Annotated in this window: 16 protein-coding genes; 13 read left to right on the top strand and 3 right to left on the bottom strand. The window is 34.6% G+C overall.

The genetic code is table 11. The features are described 5' to 3' along the window. The first annotated feature begins 137 nt into the window (after window positions 1-137). The 13 genes from M0L20_RS29740 to M0L20_RS29680 all read left to right on the top strand — a co-directional run bounded on the left by M0L20_RS29740 (window position 138) and on the right by M0L20_RS29680 (window position 18,074). On the top strand, window positions 138-2,309 hold the full coding sequence (locus M0L20_RS29740; RefSeq protein WP_248480950.1) for a peptidase domain-containing ABC transporter: 2,172 nt from the start codon (window positions 138-140) through the stop codon (window positions 2,307-2,309). 51 nt (window positions 2,310-2,360) lie between these two features. Then, window positions 2,361-3,539 carry a lanthionine synthetase C family protein gene (locus M0L20_RS29735; protein WP_248480948.1) on the top strand — a complete coding sequence of 393 codons (1,179 nt, stop codon included), beginning with the start codon at window positions 2,361-2,363 and terminating at the stop codon, window positions 3,537-3,539. 10 nt (window positions 3,540-3,549) lie between these two features. After that, window positions 3,550-4,689: a lanthionine synthetase LanC family protein gene (locus tag M0L20_RS29730; protein WP_248480947.1), complete on the top strand. Its 1,140-nt coding sequence runs from the start codon at window positions 3,550-3,552 to the stop codon at window positions 4,687-4,689. A gap of 176 nt (window positions 4,690-4,865) precedes the next feature. Further along, window positions 4,866-5,777, top strand: a complete 912-nt coding sequence (locus tag M0L20_RS29725; RefSeq protein WP_248480946.1) for an LLM class flavin-dependent oxidoreductase — start codon at window positions 4,866-4,868, stop codon at window positions 5,775-5,777. A gap of 25 nt (window positions 5,778-5,802) precedes the next feature. Continuing rightward, entirely contained in the window at window positions 5,803-8,865 is a 3,063-nt protein-coding gene (locus M0L20_RS29720) for a lantibiotic dehydratase (protein ID WP_248480945.1), read from the top strand. 121 nt (window positions 8,866-8,986) lie between these two features. Next, window positions 8,987-9,817 (top strand): glycosyltransferase family 90 protein, encoded by an 831-nt coding sequence (locus tag M0L20_RS29715; RefSeq protein ID WP_248480944.1) that lies wholly within the window; start codon window positions 8,987-8,989, stop codon window positions 9,815-9,817. Window positions 9,818-9,823: 6 nt separating this feature from the next. After that, a complete protein-coding gene (locus tag M0L20_RS29710; protein WP_248480943.1) occupies window positions 9,824-11,686 on the top strand; it encodes a glycosyltransferase in 1,863 nt (620 codons plus the stop codon). 552 nt (window positions 11,687-12,238) lie between these two features. After that, window positions 12,239-12,706: a winged helix-turn-helix domain-containing protein gene (locus tag M0L20_RS29705; protein ID WP_248480942.1), complete on the top strand. Its 468-nt coding sequence runs from the start codon at window positions 12,239-12,241 to the stop codon at window positions 12,704-12,706. Next, window positions 12,648-13,247 (top strand): IS630 family transposase, encoded by a 600-nt coding sequence (locus M0L20_RS29700; RefSeq protein ID WP_248480940.1) that lies wholly within the window; start codon window positions 12,648-12,650, stop codon window positions 13,245-13,247. The genes M0L20_RS29705 and M0L20_RS29700 overlap by 59 nt, the downstream gene beginning before the upstream one ends. Window positions 13,248-14,048: 801 nt before the next feature. Next, window positions 14,049-15,398 (top strand): DNA methyltransferase, encoded by a 1,350-nt coding sequence (locus tag M0L20_RS29695; protein ID WP_248480938.1) that lies wholly within the window; start codon window positions 14,049-14,051, stop codon window positions 15,396-15,398. A gap of 47 nt (window positions 15,399-15,445) precedes the next feature. Next, window positions 15,446-16,561, top strand: coding sequence for a DUF262 domain-containing protein (locus M0L20_RS29690; RefSeq protein ID WP_248480936.1), 1,116 nt, complete (start codon window positions 15,446-15,448; stop codon window positions 16,559-16,561). 13 nt (window positions 16,562-16,574) lie between these two features. Then, a complete protein-coding gene (locus M0L20_RS29685) occupies window positions 16,575-17,210 on the top strand; it encodes an MAE_28990/MAE_18760 family HEPN-like nuclease (protein WP_248480934.1) in 636 nt (211 codons plus the stop codon). Window positions 17,211-17,246: 36 nt separating this feature from the next. Next, window positions 17,247-18,074 (top strand): hypothetical protein, encoded by an 828-nt coding sequence (locus M0L20_RS29680; protein ID WP_248480932.1) that lies wholly within the window; start codon window positions 17,247-17,249, stop codon window positions 18,072-18,074. Between the two features lie 180 nt (window positions 18,075-18,254). Here the strand turns inward: M0L20_RS29680 and M0L20_RS29675 are convergent, their stop codons facing one another. From M0L20_RS29675 to M0L20_RS29665, 3 genes are read right to left on the bottom strand one after another with little or no spacing between them, the layout of a single operon-like run. Then, entirely contained in the window at window positions 18,255-19,997 is a 1,743-nt protein-coding gene (locus M0L20_RS29675; protein ID WP_248480930.1) for a type IV secretory system conjugative DNA transfer family protein, read from the bottom strand. A gap of 43 nt (window positions 19,998-20,040) precedes the next feature. Continuing rightward, window positions 20,041-20,862 carry a DUF5712 family protein gene (locus M0L20_RS29670; RefSeq protein WP_248480928.1) on the bottom strand — a complete coding sequence of 274 codons (822 nt, stop codon included), beginning with the start codon at window positions 20,860-20,862 and terminating at the stop codon, window positions 20,041-20,043. A gap of 4 nt (window positions 20,863-20,866) precedes the next feature. Then, complete coding sequence (locus M0L20_RS29665; RefSeq protein ID WP_248480927.1) at window positions 20,867-21,247, bottom strand: BfmA/BtgA family mobilization protein; 381 nt, start codon at window positions 21,245-21,247, stop codon at window positions 20,867-20,869. Between the last annotated feature and the right edge of the window lie 97 nt (window positions 21,248-21,344).

The raw sequence follows: 21,344 nt of genomic DNA, 5'->3' as shown, positions 1-21,344 counted from the left end.
AGTCTACGATAACTTATTTTTTTAAGCAAGTAGATGTTCAAACAACATGTCTTTATATACAATGACAAATTAATATAATTAACTGCCAAAGAGTTCCGTAAGTTGTCAGGATATGAAAAACCATCAGTTTTGATTGCATGAAAGTTATAAGACAGTTAGACTCAACAGATTGCGGGCCTAGTTGCCTGAAGATGATATGTGACTATTATAAAATTAATGTGACTAGAGAGACGATTATGCACCACCTAGATTTAAGTGTTGTTGGTACGTCTGCTCAAGCAATGGTCATAGCTGGTAATGCTTTAGGTCTAGATGGGTCAATTAAAGAAGCTAGTATAGAAAGTTTATTAAAATATAATTTTCAATCACCAGTGATATTACACTGGAATAACAACCATTTCGTAGTACTTTATAAAATAAAAGATAATACATTTTTCATAGCAAATCCGGCAACAGGAAAGGAATCTTATAAAATTAATGAATTTGTTGATAAATGGACAAAAGCTAACGGTAAAGGTTACTTAATTCATTTTATAAAAAGAAACCATAATGAATATATTATCAAAGATGACAAAATCTTCAACAAAGATATAAACTTCATAGATATTATAAAATTTATTTTTAAACATAAATCAGCTGTAAATCAAATAATAATAAGTTTAATAATTGGAAGTGTATTACAATTTATAGTGCCATTTCTGACTAAATCTGTTGTAGATATAGGTATAAATACTAAAGACATAGATTTTATAACTACTATAGTATTAGCGCAAATATTTATATTTATAGGTAGAATATCAGTAGAGTTTATACGTAGCTGGATACTTTTGCATTTAAGTACAAGAATCAACCTGCAATTAGTATACATGTTTTTACAAAAATTATTAAAACTACCAATATCTTTTTTTGAGTCTAAGAGAACAGGCGACGTTTTGCAGAGAATGGCAGATCAAAGTAAAATAGAACAGTTTTTAACGGGAACATCATTAGGTACATTGTTTTCAATAGTAAGTTTTTTGACAATGTCAACGGTGCTGGCCTTCTATAATATAAATGTATTTTTACTATTCTTAGCATCAACGACACTATATAGTTTTTGGGTTTTATACTTTCAGAAAGCCAGAAAACTATTAAATATAGAAATATTTAATAATTCTTCTTTAAATCAAACGAAAGTTATACAGTTAATAGAAGGTATAAACGATATTAAAATCAATAACAGTGAACAGTATCAATTACAATCATGGATGAAAATACAAGCTGAAGCATTCTCTCTAAGTATAAAAAACATGAATGTAAATCAACTTCAACAAATTGGTGGTACATTTTTAAACGAAGGAAAAAATATTCTTATAACATATTTATCTGCTCGTTCTGTAATAAATGGAGATATTACATTAGGAACTATGTTAGCAATACAATTTATTGTTGGACAATTGAATAATCCTATTGAACAGATGATTGGTTTCATACGAAGTTATCAAGATGCCAAATTGAGCTTAGAAAGATTAAACGAAGTATACAAAAGTCAAACTGAGGATGAGTTAATTATAAATAAGACTAATAATTTTGCTGATAAAGATATAAATATAAATAACTTATCTTTCAGCTATCCAAACACAAATCGAAACCAATTAAATAAAATAAATTTAAGAATTCCTTATGCAAAAACAACAGCTATTGTAGGTAGCAGTGGAAGTGGTAAAACTACACTACTTAAAATATTAGTAAAATTCTATAAAATAAATGAAGGTGAAATATTTATAGGAAAAGATAATATCAATACAATAAAAGCTGCAGATCTAAGAAGTAGAGTTGGAGTGGTAATGCAAGATAGTTACATATTTTCAGATACAATTGAAAACAATATTTCATTAAGTGCAAATGAGATAGACCACGAAAAAATGTCTCATGCGCTAGAGACTGCAAACATAAATGACTTTATATTATCATTAAATAACAAGTCAAAAACAATTATTGGCAACAATGGACTTGGAATAAGCCAAGGTCAGAAACAAAGGATACTAATCGCAAGAGCAGTTTTTAAAAATCCAGACATAGTAATATTTGACGAAGCAACAAATGCACTTGACACACAAAATGAAAGTATCCTAGTTGAAAAGTTAACTAAATTTTTTAAAGGTAGAACTGTAATAATAGCTGCTCATAGGTTAAGTACAATCATAAACGCTGACCAAATAATAGTGATGGAAGCAGGCAACATAATAGAGGTAGGTAATCATGTGGACCTATTAAAGAAAAAGGGTAGATATTACGAACTAATACAACATCAAATTCAAACTAGCTAGCAAATTGTGCATTGCATTTAAAAAAGACTTAACAAATTTAGATTTAAGCAAATGAACAAGATAGATAACAGGTTAGAAGCTATTTATAATGCATTGTTAATTAACAACGAGAATGTTAACTCTGGATTATTAGGCGGGACATTAGGAGAGTTTTTGTTCATAAATGAATATAATAAAGTGTGTTTAAATTTAGTTGATTCAAACTTTACACATAATCTATTAGAAAAGGTTTTAAACTATTACAGCGATAACGTATTTAGTTATAATCTTAACTATGGAATAGTTGGTTTGGGTCTAATAATTAAATATTTAGAAAAAGACAATCAAAAGGAAGGTTACTTAACAAACCTTAATGAAGATATACTAAATATTGTTAAACCATATTACTTAAACAATTATAAAAATATTGATTTAGACTATATGAACGGTATACCTGGTATTATAATATATCTAATCGAGAATGACTCGAATGATTTAATTGAATTATACATAGACAACTTAATTAAAGAAAATTACTTAGAAGAATCTGGAGGTAAATGGAGTTTAAACTCATTACTAAACAAAGATGATAAAGCCATAAATATTGGTTTGTCACATGGAATTATATCACATCTATATATCTTTTTAAAAATATACGAAAAAGGATTTATAAATGAAAAAGTTTTAAGCTTGATAAGTAAGCTCTGGTCTTTTTTACAAAAGGTAAAAGTTATACCAAACTGTAGCGATGAATCTTACTTTGGAACTATAGTTAAAGAAAATGATAAAACAGTAAATTCTAGATTAGCATGGTGTTATGGTGACCTTTCGATTGGATATCTTCTTTTAAAAACTTCTATCAGCATTGATAATGCTGAAATGAAGGAGGTTGCTTTAAATGTATTATTATTTTCAACCAATAGGAAAACGATAAAAGATACAAAGATTATTGATGCTGGTATTTGTCATGGTTCGGCCGGAGTAGCATACATATACAGAAAAGTATATGAGATAACGAACATAATAACATTTAAAGAATGCTATGAATTTTGGATAAAGTATACCATAGATGGTTTTTCTTTTAATGATGGTATAGGGGGATATAAATTCTATATACCAGACAAAGAGCTAAGATTTAATTGGATAAATAATCTGAGTTTTTTAGAGGGGGCTTCTGGAGTTGGTTTAGTCGTTATGAATTATAAATATAACAATACAAGCAACTGGGATCAATTACTGATGTTAGATTAACTTATATAACATGATAAGATATAACTCTTTAATTAACTGCGAACGTAAAAGAATTGATCTTCTAAAGGAACTAGAAGGAAGGCTGACTCATAATAACAAAGCTGGACTAAAGGTAGGTAATTTAGGCGTGTCACTCGTTTCTATCATGTTCAGTGAAATATCGAATAAGAATTTTTTCATTAAGCGGGCTTTATCTATTCTGAACAATAATATTTTGTTGTTAGAAGATGTTTACTACAATAGCCCAATGTACAGTATGGAAATATGTGAAACAGGATGGTTTTTTGAATTTCTAAAGCGTTATAATTTAATTTACTTTAATGATAATGCATTAAGTGATAAGTTTGATAACTTAATACATTATCAACTTGAAAAAAAATTATTAATGTTGGATCTTGATACGTGCGAAGGTGCACTTGCTGAAGGATTTTACTTAATATCAAAAAGTAAAGTTAATAAAAAAGATTTGTTTTGGATAAATAACATAGTAGATATTATAAACAAACACTATGATAACGTAGACATAGTTAGATATGTTGGAATATCACATGGATTAAGCGGCATTTTGCTATTTTTAAATAAATGTTATGAGAGGAATGTGAACAATGTTGAAGTTAGAGAAGTAATGCTGAAAATTATTAATTATATATCATCCACAATAAACATTAATAATGATAAATTTTTCCCTACTAAAATAAATACAGGTGAGGGTTATATAACTAACTGTTGGTCATTTGGAGATCCTGGTATTTTATTTACTATAGTGAAATGTTTAAGTACTTTAAAAGTAAAAGACAACAATAGTGAAGTCCAAAAACTAATTTTTTATCTATCTGAAAGATTAATTAAAAATAAAAGACAAATTACTGATTTAGGGATATGGTATGGTGCTTCAGGCATCTTAATATATAATAATATTTTATATAAAAAATATAAATATAGTTTGTTAAGAAAAGATAATAATTATTGGTATGAATACATCATGAATAGAATTCCAGAAAACTTTCCTATTAAATCAGTTAGTAATCCTGATACAGTGGATAAATATTCTGACTCTTTAGTTCATGGGTTACCAGGTATAATACTTGCTTTACTATTTACATGTGATTATAAAAAATTTTATAAATATACAGAGTTACTATATTATTAAAAGAACGGTACTGCAATTAAGCATTAAATGTATGCAATTAATATATTAATCGTATGCATTTAATAAAGATTAATTATTTTTAAAACATCACTTGCATTATGTAACGTATAAATTCATATTCAAAGGCTTTTTTAGTACTTAAGTAATTGTTAAATTGTTAGTAATCAACTCTAAAAATGAAGATAGGTATATTGGAATTTGGCACAGGTAATAAAGACATTACAAATTCTGTAAGAAATGTCTTAGAATATGCTGAGCATGCTGACGAATTGGGTTACACAAGATTTTGGCTTGGTGAACATTATTATAACAATAATCCAATTTGGTATAATCCAGAAGTTTACATACCGCTTATTGCAGGCTCAACTATAAACATTAAAGTGGGGGTCGCAGGTTTGCTTATGGCATATCACAATCCCTATAAGGTTGCACTTACGTTTAAACAATTATCTTGTGTTTTTCCTGGTAGGATTGATTTAGGTATAGCCAAAGGAAAAGTTCACTCTGTAATTTCTAAATTAATGTCACCTGAAATTAGTTTAGAAGATCATAAAATTTGGAATGAAACATTCGATAATAATGTTAAATCACTTATATTATTTTTAAACAATGCAAATTTAAATGATAATGGAGTACCATTATTACCACCATATGGAGGAAGTAGTCCCTCTATATGGGCATTAGGGTCGTATTCCGCAAACTTAGCTTCAGTATTAAAATATAACACACCCTATTCAAGATCAATTTTTCATGTTAAAATTGATGATTTTAATAGAGAAAAAGATATTATTGATATGTTTAGGGAAAATTATTTTATTTTACATAAAAGAGAACCTGTAATTAATGTTGCTTTTGCTGGTTTTTGTCACAAAAGTGATAAGAAAGCTATGCAAATTAGAAACTCATATAATTCATCAATAATTACACATAATGAAATTGTTGGTTCACCTAATTACATTTATGATAAAATACAAGAGCTAAATGAGTTTTTTCATGCTGAAGAATACATCTTCTTAAATATGGCAAATACATATGAACACAAAACAGCTTCGATTGAACTACTAAGTAATAAGTTTAGTTTAGTTTAATTTAATTTAATTTAAATATAAAAAAATGAAAGTATCTTTTTTTAAAAACTTTGTTGTTAGAACACCCGTTAAGAGTCTTGACTTTCTTCAAAACTTATTGTTTTCTGAAGAAGATATAAATAAATTAATAGTTGAAATATTGCAAAACAGAGAAATTCTTAACGCTTTATACTTAGCATCACCATCCATCTATCAAGAAATAAAAAAACTTAATACTAATTCAAGTGTAAACACAACTTTTAAAGAAAAAACTCTCCATTCGCTATTAAAATATTTGATAAGAATGAGTTATCGGTCAACACCATTTGGGCTGTTTGCGAGTATTGGTTTAGGGCATGTGAATAATAATGTTGTTGATTTAAAAAAAGATAGTTTTGAATGTGTTGTTATACTGGATTATACAATTGAACACCAACTATATCATAAATTAAATGAAATAACGAGCTTCAAAAAAAATCTATTATTTTATCCAAATTCTTCAATTTACACATTAAACAATAATGTTTTCTATGTAAATTCTGAATTTGATAAGGAAATTTCTTACAGTCTCTCATCATTTGAAGATGATGGCTTTTTACTAGATTTAATAAAAATAATTAAACATGGAAGTAGTTACTCAAACATTGTAACCATAATAACAGATCAAGGTTTTGATGAAAGTGAAGCATTATCATACGTAGATGACCTTATAGATAATAATATATTGTTAAGCGAACTTACGTATAAGAACAGAGATAGTAATTTCATTTTACAGTATCTTATAGACCTTATTAATAAAAATTTACCATATTATCATATTCAAGATAATGATTTATTTCTGCTTCGAAATTACCAAACAGTTATTAAAGAAATTTTGATAAATTTAGAAATTATCAAGAATAACTTAGACAACAAAATAGAATTTGATTTGCAAGATTATTCTTATAACATACAAAAACTATTGTCAAGTATAGATATTCATTATGACTCAAATAAAATTCTACAGATTGATGCGGTTGAAAATACATCCGATAAGTTTATATCCAATGAACTCTTAAATGATGTTTCAGAGTCGATAAGTATTCTTAATAAACTTTCCACACCAATTACTAATAATTCATTAGATCAATTTAAAAAAGATTTTCATATTAAGTTTGAAGATCAATTTGTACCACTAATCAAGGTATTGGATAAAAATTACGGTTTAGATTACAGTGCTAGAAATCTCACAAGGCCCAATACATCAACTAACTTTTCAAAAAAAGATTACTTCTTACATAAACTTTTATTAAGTTCTCTTAATGGAAACAGCATTATTGATTTATCTAATTTCGATTTATCGGACTTCGAAGAAAGTTGGAATAACGTTTCTTCTTCCTTCTCTTGTTTGATCCAGATATACGAAATGAATAACGAAAATCAGATCGTAGTAAAAGAAGTAGGTGGTTCGAGTGCAGTTAATATTATCAGTAGATTTGGCCATGTTAGTTCACCCATATCGCAGTACATAGATGACATATTAGAGTATGAGTCAACTGTTTCAACAGGATTGATTGCCAACGTGACTCATCTACCTAATGTTAAAAGTGGTAATATATTAAGAAACTCAGTCAGTAGGAGGCATGAAATAAATGTTTTTTCGGTTCATTCAAATGAATCACTTTCCATTCCTTTGGATGACATATATGTAACTGTCAAAAAAGATGAAATTATACTTTTTTCTAAATCTTTGAACGTTAGAATATTTCCAAAGATAGATAGTGCTTATAATGTTAATTTTAGCAATTTAACTATTTTTCAATTTCTAAATGATATAGAAAATGCTGGAAAAAAAATTTCAATGACTTTTGATTGGGGAATTCTTAAACAATTCTTTTCACATTTTCCAAGAATAAAGTACAAAAACTGTATTGTTTCTCTAGCAACATGGATAATAAAGAAAGATGACATCCCACCTTTATTATTTACAGATCAGGAAAACGAAAATAGTTTATTTGATCATTTTATAAATGAACTTAAATTGCCTTACACATTTAATTTATCAGAAGGCGATCAATTATTATATATAGACATTAGAAATAAAGTTTTATTTACAATTTTCAAGAAACATTTAATTAATAATAAGGTGTCTACTTTGACAGAAATATTACCTATGAATGATTTTCATAGCATTGTAAAAGACAATAGAAATAACAAATACGCACATGAAATTGTCTTAGGTGTAAAAAACGAAAATACGCAAACACAAAGTCATTTTAATAATGATTTTGTGTTTACATCGAACTCTATAAAACGATCATTTAACATAGGAGACGATTGGTTATATTTTAAAGTATATTGCTCTCCTAATGTATCAAACCTTTTAATATTAAGTATTTATAAAGTATTTAAAGATCAATTGTTTGAAAATTTTGCCGAGAAATTCTTTTTTGTGAGATATAGGGATTCTGAACCACATATCAGAATCCGGTTTTTCAAAGAAAGAATTGATATTAACACTATAGTCCGTAAAATAAATGAGCATATTACATTATCACATTTAAATGAATATATAAAATCATCTTCTATCGAAACATATACTAGGGAATTGGAACGTTATGGTGAAAAAAATATTGAACATGTTGAAGACATATTTTTTTATGATAGTATAATTGTATGTGATTTATTAAATAAACATAAAAGTGACTTAAATAAGGTACTTTTCTATTTGGATTATATTGATTATATTCTCTCTAAACTAGATTATTCCTTAACAGAAAAGATTCACTTTGTTACCATAAATAAAGATTCATATTTAAATGAATTTCATAATGCCAGTAACTTGAAAAATGAATTAGCAAATTTTTATAGAACAAATAAGTCTTCTATATCTTCCTCATTAAATCATGATACTAATATTGAATCTATTTGTGATAAGAATTATTTTGAATTAATGATAGAAAAGTTCTTATTTATAAAAAATAACACAGATGTAAGGACATTTTATAAAATTATAACTAGTTGTATTCACATGTCTGTAAATAGAGCTTTTATAAAGGAGCAGAGGTTGTCAGAGTTATATATTTATCAAATGCTATTTCATAGATATCGGTCATTAAAAAGAGTTTAAGTATCTTGGTAAGTTTTTCTAATTTGATCTATAAGCTACCTCTACTATTTATAATAGCATGATATTATTTACATCATTTAGTAAATAATATTACTTAGTTTTAACTTAACCTTTTTAATGTATGATTGAAGTACATTTAGATTTTAATGGTCGTTTAAGGTATTACAGCGACGGGGGATATGAATCTCGTGATGATCTTACTATAAATTTTTTTGAAGATGCTTTACAACGTATGAACTGTGATATATCAAAAATTAAAGTTAAAAAGTTTTATATCAACACTGATGACATTTCCATAAATTATAACAATAATTTAACATTTGGATACACAGCAGGTAAAAATATCGTACTGTGCCCAGATTACATTTTTTCAAAGTGGACTGAATGCAGAATAGAAAATTATTCAGATAGTATTAATAAAATTCTTGCAAAGGGTTTGGATGAATATACAATTAATAAATTATTCTGGATCGGAAATCCTCGTTCACAAGAGCTAAGATACAAATTACTCTCCTTAGGAATAAAAAATCCTGAGAAAATGGAAATAATAGGCATGAATTGGATAAGAGAATATGATAAAGGAGTAGCACATAAAGCAACTAAGTTTGTGTCTATTGAAGATCATACAATTTATAAATACTTAATTGATTGTGGAGCAGGAGGATACAGTGGTCGGTTAAAACTGCTTTTGCATACAAACAGACCACTTTTTTTAGTGGAAAGAGATATAGAGAAGACTGAGTACTTTTTTAGGCATTTGAAAGAATATGAACACTTTATTCCTGTTAAGGCTGACTTAAGTGATTTATTAGAGAAACTTCAATGGGCTGATGATAATGATGATTTAGTAAGGGATATTGCTTCTTCCGCCAGACAGTTTGCTATTAATAACTTATCCAGAGAGAAAGCTATTGAATATTTAATTACTCAATTAACACATTTTCTATTTTAAATAAATATGAATAAAGGTATTTCTGTAATTATGCCTACTTATAATCAAGCAAGTTTTATAAGAAGGGCTATTGAGAGCTTATTAAACCAAACCCATAATGAGTGGGAATTAATAATTATCAATGATGGGTCGACTGATAGTACGGAATCTTTAATCAAAAATCATTTAGCAAATATCAAGATTCGTTATTACAAGCACGAAAAAAATAAAGGACTTGGAGCTTGTTTAAACAAAGGTATAGATTTAGCAAAATATGATTTAATAGCTTATCTACCCTCAGATGATTTATTTTTTTCTAATCATCTTGAAATACTGTACAAAACAATTTTGGACAAACAAGCATATGCAGCTTGTTCAGGTATAAAATATAATTATACAGAAACTTTTCACTATAGTGGTGGTGCCAAAACATTAGGGAAACCGAGAGATTTTTCTATACAACTTGTTCAAATTTTACATAAAAAGATAGATCAAAGATGGGTAGAAAGAGACGAGTTAGTAACAGCTAACTTACGATTTATGTTTTGGGATAAACTAGCTAGTTATGGAAGTATTGTAGAGACTAACTACGTAACTGCGGAGTGGGTTAATCACCCATTGCAAAGACACAAAATTATTAGTGAACTATTTGGAGGAGGTTTGACAACCTATAAACAATATTATGGTGTTTTAGATCCCATTTGCTTTTTGGGTTCTGGTAACTTGATTGATGAAAAATTTACATCTTCTATTTTAAAAGAAGATATGACTAAGAATCTCAATGATGGTTTATCAACAAATACACCTCATCCTCTAAAAATATTAATAGTTGGTGAATTAGGATTTAATCCTGAACGTTTTCTTTTATTTGAGAAATTAGGCCACAAGCTATTTGGCTTATGGATACAAGCATCTGGATTTTTGTGTTCAGTGGGTCCTTTTCCTTATGGAAATATAGAAACTCTTACTTCAATGGACGAGATACATTCAGTTAAACCCGATATTATTTATGCTCTTTTAAATTATTCAGCTGTTAATTTAGCTTATTCAGTTCAAAGCAAATTTCCATATATCCCTTTTGTATGGCATTTTAAAGAGAGCCCATTCATATGTAGGCAGAATGGTTCATGGGATAAATTAACTGAACTCTATTCAAGAGCCGACGGTAGAATCTATATTAATGAAAGAATGAAACAATGGTTCGAGCAGTTTTTACTACCCAAAGAATCTCTATTTTATATATTAGATGGAGACTTACCCAATGCAGTGTGGTTAGAAGAAGAAAAAACGACACTGTTATCAGATTCAGATGGTGATATACATACGGTGATTTGTGGTAGACCATATGGAATAGATTCTGATCATATTGCTACTTTAGCAAAACAACACATACATGTACATATTTATGGTAATTACCAACAGAATACTTGGTCAAGATGGATTCAAGAAGCAAAAATATATTCTAACGGGTACTTACATCTACACAATAACTGTGATCCCATTGATTGGGTTTCAGAGTTTTCTAAATATGACGCGGGTTGGATGCATATTTATGAATGCGATAACTACAATGAATTGATAAGAGTATCTTGGAACGAGCTCAACATACCTGCTCGTGTACCGACTATGCTAGCTGCTGGACTTCCACTAATAGTAAAAAGCAATCATGGACATATATCCTATACAAATGAATTAGTAGAAAAATTTGATATTGGAGTTTCTTTTGATGATTATGAACAATTAGGCGTATTACTAAGAAATAAGTCGTACATGAGTAAAGTTCGAATTAACGCTTGGAATGTAAGAAAGTTTTTTTTCTTTGACCAATATGTTAATGATCTTGTGCTATTTTTTCATGAAGTTATTATGAGCAAATCTAAATTAATTTAATACGAGCCTAAATTTATTATAAACTTTATTATACTAATTTAAAACACTTAAGTTTTAAATACTATAGAAATTTACTTATTAGATTAAAGCTTTGATGAATGAACTAAGCTCGCTTGGGTGATATAATTTTTTCTTCGAAAATTCATTAAAGGCGCTCATGATAAAATTAGCGATTGCTTGTTATTTCCCAAAGCAAAAAATAGTCTATGTAGGTTTTAATCATAGATTTATTGTGTGAATTTTTGCATAAAAGTGTCAATCGACAGTAATTTTAGATAGGTTAAATTTTGAAGTCCTTAGGATAGATAGACCGTGCAGGTACTTCCACAAATAATTTTGTCAATAAAATCTTTCCTCTTACAGTTCTTGATTATTGACAACGATTGCAAATAGTTGATTCAGAACAGTTAAAAATAGTTTTATCATTGAGTTTCGGCACTTATAGTGACTTCACTATAATCGATTGGTTACAACTGGCTTAAAAAAGCTTTTATGAATTTGTTTAATTATTGATGCGTGAGTAAGTCTGTTATGTGATCTACTTTTGACTCAATGGCAAACTACAAACAATCGGACTATGAAGCTTTGAGACGACGCTGTGTGGAACTCAGCCATCAGGGTTGGCACCAATCAGCTATTGCGCAGGCCTTTGGGTTAACTCAACCTTGGGTGAGCCGTACCTTAAAGAAACATCGGTTGCAAGGTAATGAGGCTCTTGCGGAGGGCAAACGAACAGGAGCACCAGCGCGTTTATCGACCCAACAACTTGGCCTATTAGTAACTGAACTCAGCAAGGGGGCTGAAGCACACGGCTTTAGCGGAGCCATCTGGACTCGGCCTCGCATCAATGAGGTGATTAAGAAGCTGTTTGGGGTAAGTTATGACCCCTCTCAAGTGGGGCGTATTTTGAAGAAAGTAGGCTGGAGCCGACAAAAACCTCAACCCAGAGCCAGACAGCAGGATGGACAAGCCGTTGCTCAATGGCGAGACGAACGTTTACCCGACCTTAAAAAAAGCTAAAGACGAAAAGCGAGTAATTGTTTATGTCGATGAATGTGCCTGTTATTTATTGCCCTTACTGGTCCACAGTTGGGCACCAAAGGGACAAACGCCTATAGTGATTGAGCAGGCTGGGCGATCTCACTTAAGCTTAATTGCGGCCATTGCGCCTAACGGTCGTATTTATGTAGCGGGGCAGGATCAACCTTTTAGCGGTGAGGACATCGCCTGGTTTTTACGCCAACTCTGTAGTCGCTATCGGAAACGGGATTTGTTAGTTATCTGGGACGGAGCGGCCATTCATCGCAGTGAATCAGTTAAGGAGTTACTTAGAAAACGTCCGGGTCGGATTCACTTGGAACCCTTACCGGCTTATAGCCCTGAGTTGAACCCTGTCGAATTGGTCTGGAGCCACTTGAAAAGGAGTTTGAAGAATCAAGTATTTGCCAATTTAGAAGAACTGACAATAGCCATTCTTGAGCAAGTCAAACGGCTTGAAGAAAATCCTGAATTAATCAGAGCGTTTTTCAATAAAGAAGAAATAGCTTTTATTACAGACTAATTCACGTACCAATAAGTTTAATATACCAAGCTACTTCATTTTCCTAATTCAACGTGTCCTTCTTACATACCAATTTGTTTAGCTGCGGTTAGGTTATTTTTAGTTTGAATGCTGATCTACTCCCGTTCATTCTCGGCAAATGTCGCTAATAAATGAATCATTAATTAATGAATGTGGGTTATTAACTGCTCTGAATTCCACTCAGCTTTCTATCAGATTTGACATAAATGCTACATTACGGCTAAACCGATCCAACTTGGTAACTATTAGGGTAGCCCGTTCTTTGCGGGACTGGATAAGAACAGATAGTATTTCGGTCGCTGGTTCTCCTCCCTCTTTCCTTCCGTTTTGGTGAAATTGATAAACAGAACCTTCTTCCCGCTCAGTGAAGTTGCTTACTGCTCCGACTCTGGCCTATAACTTAATCAACTTCTTTCCTAGCGGTCTATAAATACTCTATGATAAGCAATTGCTTTCTTTATATAAGATGAAGGGTAATATAAAATCTGTTGTTTAGACAAACGTTGTTCATTTTATTAGCTGTATTAGGTAAGGTTTCACGTAATGTTACACCAGAGATTGCGCAGGAAGACAAGGGCAATCACACCAAATATTTTAGAGAAATTCTGGATATCAAGCTCAAGGTAGATAATGAACAATGCCTTAGTGTATGGTATAGGTGTATAGAGAAGAACTATAGTTCTTCTCTATACACCTATACTTTTTCTATGTTATTCTAACTACACCATATAGCATTTGCCTAATAATCGTAATATTGTAGATTACATACAAGAGGTTTGAATGTTAAAAGAAGCGATTTCACCACCGCAAAGCGGAGAACAGTTAGCGATTTGGGGCAGCCTAGATAATGGCACGGCCAATAAATTAGCAAAAGACGATAAAGCATTCCATGATTGGTATCGTTTTGTACTTTCGTTTCCCCCGCATTTGGTGCGGGGCTATATTGATGATTTTGGCCTAGGCACAGATGCGACCGTATTAGATCCTTTTTGCGGTACAGGAACGACAGTTGTTGAAGCGAAACTGAGTGGTTTGATAGCCATTGGCATTGAAGCAAACCCAATGGCTCATTTTGCCGGAACAGTTAAACTAGACTGGAGCGTTGACCCCGATTTATTGTTCGCTACTGCCGAACAAATTGTTACCAAAGTAGAGAAACGGTTAAAAACGCAAGGGATTAATGATTCTTTACATTTTACCGATAGATCTACAGTTTTAAAAACGGTTTCACCCGAGCTGCATAAATTGTTGCTGACGAATTCGATCAGTCCACTGCCCATGCATAAGGTTTTGATGCTGATCGAAACTATTGACGAATATAAGAAAACGGAGAGCTATAGCCATTTGCGGCTTGCTTTGGCTAAAGCTCTTGTATTTTCCATAAGTAATCTAAGGTTTGGGCCCGAAGTAGGAGTAGGCAAAATCGTTGAAGATAAGCCCGTTCTACGCCCATGGTTGACTGAAGTAAAGAAAATATCGGTAGATCTTCGTTCGGTCGACGCTGGGGAATACCAAGCTGCAAAAATTATCCACGGAGACGCGAGGCAGATTCAAAAATTGATTGCCCCTAGATCGATCGACGCTGTTATCACCTCCCCTCCGTATCCAAATGAGAAAGACTATTCCCGCACGACGCGATTAGAATCAGTCCTTTTAGGTTTTATAGATAGCAAAGAGGCATTGAGAGAAGTGAAGAAATCTTTCGTGCGCTCTAACACACGCAGCGTTTATAAAGCCGATGATGATGATGCCTGGATAAGTAACACACCAGAGGTGAAACAACTCGCTGCACGCATTGAGGCTCGACGCATCGAGTTAGGAAAAACATCAGGTTTTGAGAAGCTATACGCTAGGGTGACGGAGCTTTACTTCGGTGGGATGGCAAAACACCTCGATTCTTTAAAACCCCTTCTCAAACCAGGTGCAATGTTAGGCTACGTCGTTGGAGATCAAGCGTCGTATTTTCAGGTATTAATTCCGACGGGTCAAATACTAGGCCAAATTGCAGAAAAATTAGGGTATGAATTGGTGAGAATCGATTTATTCCGAACGCGCTTTGCTACAGCGACAAAGCAGGAATTAAGAGAAGAAGTAGTGATACTTCGCTGGCCTGGACACGTACAGAAATAAGGTTAATGCCTCAAAAAAATTAGTCACCAAAAAATATAATATTGAACATGGAAGCAGATCCCAAAGACGCCATTTCCGACATCATTGATAAAAAAATTGGTGAAGTAAGAACAGACAACTTTGACATTACTTTTGGTGAGATAGTTAGTTTACACAAGAATAAAGAGCTAGTGATACAACCTGAATATCAAAGGTTGTTTCGATGGAGTTATGAACAAAGATCGCGACTAATTGAGTCTGTTCTTTTAGAGTTACCAATTCCGCAAATATTTCTAATGGAAACAGGAAATGGGGTTTTGGAATTAATCGATGGTTTACAAAGAGTAAGCACCGTTATTCAATTTATTGAACCGCAAGAATTAGGTGAAGGAGCTCTCACTTTAGAAGGTTGTGATTTGGTCAAAGAGTTAAATAATCTAAAATATGAAAATTTGCCATTAGTTATGCAGTTGAAGATTAAACGCTCGAAAGTCCGGGCAGTAATTATCAAGCGGCAGAGCAAAAGCTTTTTGAAATATGAAATGTTCAAGAGGCTTAATACTGGTGGGGCAAAGCTTCAACCACAGGAAATTAGAAACTGCTCAGCAAGAATGCTCGGTAATGAAGGGACTGAGTTTTACAGTTTCTTGAAAAGGATGAGCGAAAATCATGATTTTATGACCTGTATTGAAACTCTTTCAACTTCCGACAAGGAACAAAAAGGAGATGAAGAATTAGTTTTGAGGTTTTTTGCACTCAAAAATGCCGGTGCTGCTTTCAAGCAAAACGTTACCGATTGGCTAGACAGCTACATGGAAGGAATCCTTGTAGACCCTGCAGAATCTAAAATGGAAAAATACACTTTCAATATGGAAGAAGAGGAGGAGGCTTTCAACCGAACCTTCGGTTATATTGCTTCAGTCATGGGTAGTGGGGCATTTGTAAAATATCGTGATGGGAAACCTGTTGGTGGTTTAGCACCTGCTTATTATGAGTCGGTTACAATGGGCGTTTATCATTCTTTTGAGCATATCGTAAATAAACCGTCAGAACAGATCAGAGAGACTATTATCTCCGTCTTGCAAACACAGGAATTTAAGGCAAATACTGGCCCTTCTTCAAACACTAGGGCTAAGTTTAACCAGAGGATTGAACTAGTTAAAACTGCGCTACTTGCCATCTAATCAAGTAAAAAGGATGACCCTTTCAGGTTATTGGCAGCAAATTGAAGACGATTTAGATTGGAGGCAATCTGAACTGGCATCTCTTAAGATTCTTGTTTTAACGACCAATCCTCAAACAAAAAAGGCACTGTTACGCAGCCTTTTGGCCATGCTTTATGCGCATTATGAAGGCTTCTGTAAGAATGCATTAATCGTCTATGCAAAAGCGATATGTGAATCAGGTAGTGCGGTGAACATGCACAATGAATCACTTATTCTCACCTCGCTTAAAAGCGCTTTTAAAAGAGTCAGAGGCATGCCCGACAGAGAAATATTTAACTTCATCAATGGCGGTTTTGCTTCTGTTGTCAGCGAGGCTATCAATATCAAGTACAATGAGGAATTTGAAACAAGTAATCTCTACCCAAACGTACTCGAGGATCTGTGCGCAAAGATGGGTATAGAGTGTCCAGAACTGAATAATCGGCGCATACTAGTGAAAAGTCTTGTTGGACGAAGAAATGATATAGCGCACGGCAAAGACAATGATGTTAAGGACCTAAACGAGTACAACAAGTATGAAGAAGCTACCATTGATGTAATGTATTCATTGGCTTTATCAATCGAAGAGGCCATGCGGAAGCAACGATTTCTTAAAGCAGCTGCTTAGTAAGCTAACTGAGAACTATTATTCTAGACAAATTAGATGGAAGATTCTGTAAGCCTCAAGGCAGAAAAAAAGCCAAACCGTTATAATGTCATCATTGAAAAGATTTTCTTCGATCATTTTACACCAGGTGCGACTATTGTACGATTCACCCGTGATGAGTTCACCGCGACAGCTAAACTTTTAGGGATCGAGCCCCCCAAGAATTTGGGTGATGTAGTTTACAGCTACAAGTTCCGCGCAGCTTTACCCGAGGCAATTATTAAACAGGCTCCAGAAGGAACAGAGTGGGTAATAGTGAACCGCGGCAAAGCCATCTACGAATTTCAAGCTCGTGGGCAAGCGCGGATTATTCCTGATTCTATGCTCGTGAAGATTAAGATACCAGATTCGACACCTGGTATTGTTGCGATGTACACTAAAGGGGACGAACAGGCTCTGCTAACACGCTTACGTTATAATAGAATTCTTGACGTTTTTACCGGAGTGATGACCCATTCCTTGCAAAACCATCTGCGCACCTCTATAAAGGGTGTTGGGCAGATTGAAACCGATGAACTTTACGTTGGTCTCGATAAGAAGGGAGCGCATTACGTTTTTCCAGTTCAGGCAAAGGGCGGGAAAGATGAAATTGGCGTCGTGCAAATTGAGCAAGATTTTGCGCTATGCAAAGAGAGATTCCCGGAGCTTATTTGCAGAGCTATTGCCGCTCAATTTTTAGATGATGGGGGCATAGCGGTTATGGAATTCATTTTGGATGAAAACGCAGAAGTTCGCAAAGTAGCCGAGCAACATTATCTGTTAGTTAATCCTAAACAACTTACACCGGAAGAAATTGCACGATACAGACAAACCGCAAGTTATTAGTTCAAGAGAGCTCTTTTTAGGCGCTTAATCTTGTACACATAACAACGACCATTTACTTGTTAAAAAATAAAGAAAAGCCCCATAATGAAATCGGAGCAAAAATGAACACTTAGGTTCATTTTTGCTCCGATTTCATTATGGGGCTTGCTCCCTCCTAAGGGGTCACTTAAGACTATTGGACTAAAAATCCAAACTTTCACCTGGTTGCATAGCATGACCATTGTTGTTTGCTCGACCGTTGCTTTGAACAGGCTTAATCGGTTGGGAAGCGATCAGTTTATGTCGAACAGGTTCGAGAACTCCGCTCTGGTTAGGTCCTTGACGTTTGAATAGAATTTCTATTTCATCCTGAATGCGGAGAAAGTTTTGCTTTAAATCATCAGTTGTAACTTGGTCAACAGGAACGATCTCGGGTAAAAGCTTGCTTTCTGGTATCTTGATCTGGGCTTTGAAACTGCTAAAATCCGATTCGACTAATTGGCCGTAAAATTCCCCCGTGTTCAACTCCAATACGTCCTGAATTCGGACTCGGTTTCGTTGGATATAGCTGTGGTGGATGCTGTTGCTTCGGGTCGTCATCGAATCCCGGCTGCTCTCGCTCTGACCCTGCGTCCGCTGCTCAACGTCTTCCATCCCCCATAGATCACTCACATATTGCGCCGTTTCGCGCTGGCCCACCCGTCCGTAAAACTGGTTATTCAAGTTAGCTAAGATGGTGTCTTTTTTGTTCTTTCCGTACATGCCTTCAATCTGACTGATGTCTTGGGCTGCAAACACCGTCACTACTTTGTTTTCCCGACCTGTGGCTGGTAATTGCTCGAAATCGGGGATATAGAGTGTGGGCGCTTCATCTAAGATGACTGCCGAAGGCGCTTTGCTCGTTTGGTTCATCTGCTTGATGGCTACGGTGGCTAGCAGCGCCAACACGGGTGAGAATGTACTCGACAGCGAAGGCGAATTGCCTAACGTCAAAAACCGGGGATTCTCGGGATCGTTTAGGTTCAGCTTAAAATCATCGCCCGATAAGACCCAAACGATCTCTTTGGTATTAATGCGCCGAAGCGCCGTTTGTAGCGTCGATACCACGCCCGCTGTTTGGCCTTCGGCTTTGCGTTGCACCGATTCACGTAAGCTGGCAATCGTGCCGCGTGTTTCAGGGTTAGTTGATAATAGAGCAACCACATCAGCAGTCGGCTGGAAGGCTAGTGCCATCACGTGAGGCAATGTACAAAATTGCGGGTACTCTTCCCGTAGAAACCAAATTAAGGCTGTTAAATAAGTATGAGCTGAATCCACCCAAAAATCCGGTTTCTTGATTGCTTCCGGTTTGAGATTGTACATAATCGCTTTAGCATACTCATCAGCGTGACTCTGGGTAGGCATCGTGTCGGGATGCAAAGGATTCACCCGGTGGGAAAGCGTCAGATGCTCGAAGTTGATATAATACATTTGTTGACCGGGACCGGTGCGCATAGCTTCAGTCGCTACTTTGGCTAGGCTCGGAAATTTGAAGTCATACAGCAGTCCAGCAAAGCCCTGTTGGATGGTTTGCTGAATAATCGGCTCAATCAAGCTTTTACTCTTGCCCGCTCCAGCTCCGCCCAGAATCAGTATTCCCCGAAATGGATTGGTAATGTAGATGTGGAGAATGGTGGAAGTGGTCGTTAGAATAGTATAAACGCTCTGACGAACCCGCTTCCCTGTCGCCTTGGTATTGCTGGTCTTGCCAATGCCAAAGGCTTTGTTCTGACTTGTTATGGCTGACCAAGTACTGAAAATGGCCATTATGAAGGACAACCACGGCGTCACCCCTTGGGCAAGATCACCCAACATCTCACTTTTGTAAAGACCCAATATGGAAAAGATGAACCAGATAATGCCTTTCCAGATCCAGTATGAAAACACAGCAATAAAGAGTACCATGAAAATTCGCTTTCTAAGGCTACTTTCAGAGAAGTTCATTTGCTTAACGGCTTAAGGAGTTGGATTGAGATTGGGTATTTGCTTGTTCTTGAGTACTGGTTCGTTCTTGAATCTGTGGTTTACTCTGTTGTATCTGATCTTTGATTTGTTGCTCACGGGCAGCTAAGCGGTTAGGCTGGTGCTCAGAATGAATAGCTTTTGCATGAGCAAACGTTTCGGTTAGTTCCCGTTTATACCCAAACTGCTGATCAAACCGACTCTCGTTAGTCTGGATAAAATTCACTCGGTCAAAGCCGTTACCAATGGCACCCCCGGCTTGGCGGTGATTGGTCAAAGGGGAAAGAGACATACTGCGTTGCTGCTCCATCTCCCGTTCTTTAAAACGACTCACGATGACGTGTACATGGGTCTGATCACCTTCCTTGGGTTGACCTTTCTGAGCGGTGCCTTCCTGAACCGCTTTATCCTCGTGGCTATAGCTACGATTGTACTCAATCTTGGCGAACCAAACCAGGTCACTACTTTCAATCCCCTTTCCAAAATTCTGCGCGTAGTTTTCCATCACGCTCCGCGTATAGTCCCTGAGTTTTTCGGGGTCGTTGCCAATGTGCGCTAGCTCCTTTTGGCTAGGGTCAATCGTAAACGTATAGAATCGGTCCTGACCTGATTTCAGCCCCTGGGCGGCTCCGTTTTGGTCGATGCTGGCTACCACATCCAAGGCCGATACTTTATCGTTGCTGGCCGAAAAGAAGTCTTCGCGCTGGCTAGGTGCAAGCTGATTGTTTTCTTTTTCTAAGTAATCCGCTAGCCGTTGGCAGCTCCCCGAATTGGTCCCCTTGATCGGGCTGGAAAAGTTGGTAACCATATCCTTATTTACTGACGCCTACTTTTTCGGCAATGAGTCGAAGCCGTTCGTTCATCTTCCGTAAGTGCTCTACTTTACCCACCCCGTTAGCCGGATCATCCATCTCATAAAGCTTACGACTGATTAATACCAGCTCGTCTTTGATAGGCCGTAACTGCTCCTTTTCCTGCTGCTTGATGAAGCTTATCAGCCGCCGGTCAAGCGCCTTGATCGCGTCCGTCGGGTTGTCCGTTTTGGGGTCGCGGGGGTCAGCTTTAGTGGCTTGAAAGTAGCGAACCATTGCGCTAAACAGATCCTTATTGGTCAGCTTATACGCCTTACCCAGCTTCTTAAAATCTTCGTACAAGTCGGGATCAACATCGATACTTTTAAGAACTCTACTCATAGAAACGGACAGTTTAACGGATAAATAGCATTGACAGTCAATTACTTACATCATCCATACGGATAAATCACGGGTAAATATATCTTAATGTACACGA

Origin of the sequence: Spirosoma liriopis (assembly GCF_023196085.1) — a bacterium.
GTDB lineage: Bacteria > Bacteroidota > Bacteroidia > Cytophagales > Spirosomataceae > Spirosoma > Spirosoma oryzicola.
Note: the sequence above shows the minus strand (reverse complement) of the source record. Positions and strands in the feature narration are given on the sequence as shown.